Source organism: Streptomyces murinus, from assembly GCF_002154555.1.
Taxonomy (GTDB): Bacteria; Actinomycetota; Actinomycetes; order Streptomycetales; family Streptomycetaceae; genus Streptomyces; species Streptomyces murinus.
This window is the reverse complement of sequence record NZ_MUNF01000887.1, coordinates 1-3,261: the sequence shown is the minus strand read 5'-3', so window position 1 is coordinate 3,261 and position 3,261 is coordinate 1. Positions and strand designations below refer to the sequence as shown.

Below are 3,261 nucleotides of genomic sequence, written 5' to 3'. Positions count from 1 at the left end.
CGTGGAACGTGCGCGGCCACACCCGGCGTTCGCCCAGCGGACGGGGTCCGGCCAGCGGCGCGCCCCCCTTCCCGCCGCTGGCCGAACCCCGTCCGCTGGGCGAACGCCGGGTGTGGCCGCGCACGTTCCACGACCGGCTCACCGCGCCGCTGCCCGGCCTCAAGGCCCTCGCCCGGTTCGCCCGCGAGGGCGCCGTACGCCCCGACGCGCAGGGCCTCGCCGACATCTCCCGGCTGCCGTACGCGCCCGCCCCGCTGCCCCGCGCCGACACCGGCACCCTCGCCGTCACCTGGGCGGGGCACGCCAGTTGGATCGTCCAGGTGGGCGGTCTGACCGTGCTCACCGACCCGGTCTGGTCGCGGCGCATCCTCGGCACCCCGGCCCGCATCACCCCCGTCGGGGTGCCCTGGGACCAGTTGCCCCGGATCGACGCGGTGGTCATCAGCCACAACCACTACGACCATCTGGACGCCCCCACCCTGCGCCGACTCCCGCGTGACACCCCGGTGTTCGCACCGGCCGGGCTCGGCCGCTGGTTCCGGCGCCGTGAGTTCACCCATGTCACCGAGCTGGACTGGTGGGAGGGTGCCGAACTGGCGGGCGTCCGCTTCGACTTCGTGCCCGCCCACCACTGGTCCAAGCGCACCCTGACCGACACCTGCCACAGTCTGTGGGGCGGCTGGGTCCTCACCGCCCCCGGTGGCCCGCGCCTCTACTTCGCCGGGGACACCGGCTACGGCCACTGGTTCTCCCGCATCGGCCGCCGCTACCCCGGTATCGACCTCGCCCTGATGCCCATCGGCGCCTACGACCCCCGCTGGTGGCTCTGCGACGTCCACTGCGACCCCGAGGAAGCCGTCCGGGCCACCCTCGACCTGGGCGCCCACCGTATGGCCCCCATGCACTGGGCCACCTTCATCCTCTCGGCGGAACCGGTCCTGGAGCCACTCACCCGGGTGCGAACGGCGTGGGAGAAGGCGGGCCTGCCCAGAGAGGACCTGTGGGACATGCCGATCGGCTCTTCGAGAACCCTCGACTGATGCCTCGCGGCTGATGTCTCGCGGCGCTACCGGAACCGCCGCACCAGTCCCGGAACCGCCGTGATCGCAACGGTCAGCGCCACCGCCACCACCACCCCTTCCCACGGCTCGGGAAACAGCGAACCCCCCACGATCCCGATCACCTGATACGTCGCCGCCCACGCCAGACACGCCGCCACATTCCCCCGCGCGAACCGCCGCAGCGGCCATTCCGCCATGAGACACGCCAGCATCACCGGAATACGACCGGCCGGCACCAGCCGGGACAGGACGAGCACCGCGACCCCGTGGTCGGCCAGCTTCCCCCGCGCCTGCTCCAGCCGCTCCTCCGGCGCCCGCGACCGTATCGCCTCCAGCCACCGCGAGCCGCCCCGCGACCGCAGCCCCCGCCGTCCCAGCCAGTACAGCGCCGCGTCCCCGAGGAACGCCGCGAGCGACGCCGTGACGAACACCAACGCCAGTGCGAACGGCGCCGTCTGATGGAACGCCACCACCGCCGCCGAACTCACCAGCGCCCCGGTCGGCACCACCGGCACCAGCGCGCCGATCAGCACCAGCAGGAACAACGACGGGTAACCGAGCGCCTGTTGTGTCGACTCGGGCGGCACCGCGGACGTCGTCGCCGCGGCCAGCGCCGCCGCGACCGCCGGCCGGCTCACCGGGCGACCGCCGGCCGGACACTCTCGCCGTGCGCCGGTTTGTGCACCGCCACCTTCGGGGCGGCCAGGGCGGCGAGCCGTACGAACTCGTCGCCGGGGGAGTGGAATTCATGCGGCCGCACCGCGTCCATGCCGATCGGCCAGTACGTTCCGTAGTGCACCGGTATCGCCGCCTGCGGCGCCAGCAGGTCGAGGGCCGCTGCTGCCCGGCCCGCGTCCAGATGCCCCTCCCCGAGGAACGGTCCCCAGCCGCCGACCGGCAGCAGCGCCACCTCCACCGGTCCGACCCAGTCGGCCATCGCGTCGAACAGCCCGGTGTCCCCGGCGAAGTACGTCCGCGCCTCCCCCTCGACGACGAAGCCCAGCGCGGGCGAGCGGTGCGGGCCCACCGGCAGCCGCCGTCCGTCGTGCCGTGCGGGCACCACCCGCACCAGCAGCTCGCCGACGCGTATCTCGTCCCCCGGGACCACCTCGGTGACGCGGAGGTGTCGCAGCCGGCGCACACCCGGCACCACCTGGAGTGCGCCCCGGGGCACAAGCAGGCGTGTGCCCGGGTCGAGCGCCCCCAGTGACGGCAGATGCAGATGGTCGGCGTGCAGGTGGGAGACGAGCACCACGTCGGCACGGCGGGCCTCGGCGGAGGGGAGCGGGCCCCGCCGGCGCCGCAGATGCGCCAGCCGACTGGCGAACAGGGGATCGGTGAGCACTCGTATGTTCGAATCCTCGATCGTGCAGGTGGCATGACCCCACCAGGTGATCTCCACCGGCACCTTCTTCGCCTCCTTCACGCGCCTGTCCGAAGCCTACGGGCAGGAGTAGGGTCGGCGGCGAAAACCGGAGGTGAGGGGGACGCCATGGGACAACCACGGGGCGCCTCCGGCGCGCGCACACCGGCACGGGTCATCGCCATCGCCAGTCTGACCCCCCTCGAAGAACTCGACGCCGACCCCTTTCTCGTGGACAGCCGCACCCAGCACGCCATGTGCGCACGCTGGGCCGACGAACACGGCTATGTCGTCGCCCGGGAACTGCTCGTCGGCGGCCTCCGCTTCGACCACCGCGCCCTGTGGGACGGCGTACGCCCCGGTGTCGACCTGTTCGTCGTGCCCAGTCTGCGGGTGCTGCGCCGGGCCCTGTCGTCCGTCGAGGAGTTCACCGCGGAGTGCGCGCGGCGCGGGGTGCGCGTGGTCACGGTGGGCCGGGCGGAACCGTCGTACGACGCGCAGATGAAGGCCCGGGTGCACCGCCGGCTGTCCATGCCGACCGCCGGGTACGACGGACGGTGATCCCGCGGATACGACGGACGGCGACCCCGCCGATACCACGGACGGTGAGCCCTCCATCACTCTTTCGGGTGGTTCTCGGCCGGTATGACAAGGTGGAGGGCGGCCCGGTCGCCCCAGCGCACCGGGACGGTGACCTCGCCGCGGGGCGGGGGCGGGTCGAAGCGGAGGAAGCGCGGGCGTGCGGGGCGTAGGGTGGCGGCGGTCCGCCGGTCGGATCGGATGGCGGCGGCTCTCCCGTCAGATCGGGCGCAGCGTCGCCGTATGGGCCGTCTCCAC

Annotated in this window: 4 protein-coding genes; 2 read left to right on the top strand and 2 right to left on the bottom strand. The window is 73.4% G+C overall.

The genetic code is table 11. The features are described from left to right. Positions 1 to 8: 8 nt before the first annotated feature. Positions 9 to 1,040: an MBL fold metallo-hydrolase gene (locus CCN72_RS36300; protein WP_086812609.1), complete on the top strand. Its 1,032-nt coding sequence runs from the start codon at positions 9 to 11 to the stop codon at positions 1,038 to 1,040. A 26-nt stretch (positions 1,041 to 1,066) separates the two neighbouring features. Here CCN72_RS36300 and CCN72_RS36295 read toward each other — a convergent pair whose 3' ends face one another. Beyond that, positions 1,067 to 1,699 (bottom strand): DedA family protein, encoded by a 633-nt coding sequence (locus tag CCN72_RS36295; RefSeq protein WP_244174661.1) that lies wholly within the window; start codon positions 1,697 to 1,699, stop codon positions 1,067 to 1,069. Beyond that, the gene (locus CCN72_RS36290; RefSeq protein ID WP_085568839.1) at positions 1,696 to 2,469 is read right to left on the bottom strand and encodes an MBL fold metallo-hydrolase; all 774 of its coding nucleotides are present in this window, start codon (positions 2,467 to 2,469) and stop codon (positions 1,696 to 1,698) included. Before CCN72_RS36290 ends, CCN72_RS36295 begins: the two co-directional genes overlap by 4 nt. Positions 2,470 to 2,553: 84 nt before the next feature. On the opposite strand from CCN72_RS36290, the gene CCN72_RS36285 reads away from it, so the two are divergent. Beyond that, a complete protein-coding gene (locus tag CCN72_RS36285) occupies positions 2,554 to 2,985 on the top strand; it encodes a hypothetical protein (RefSeq protein ID WP_051850110.1) in 432 nt (143 codons plus the stop codon). The last annotated feature ends 276 nt before the right edge of the window (positions 2,986 to 3,261 follow it).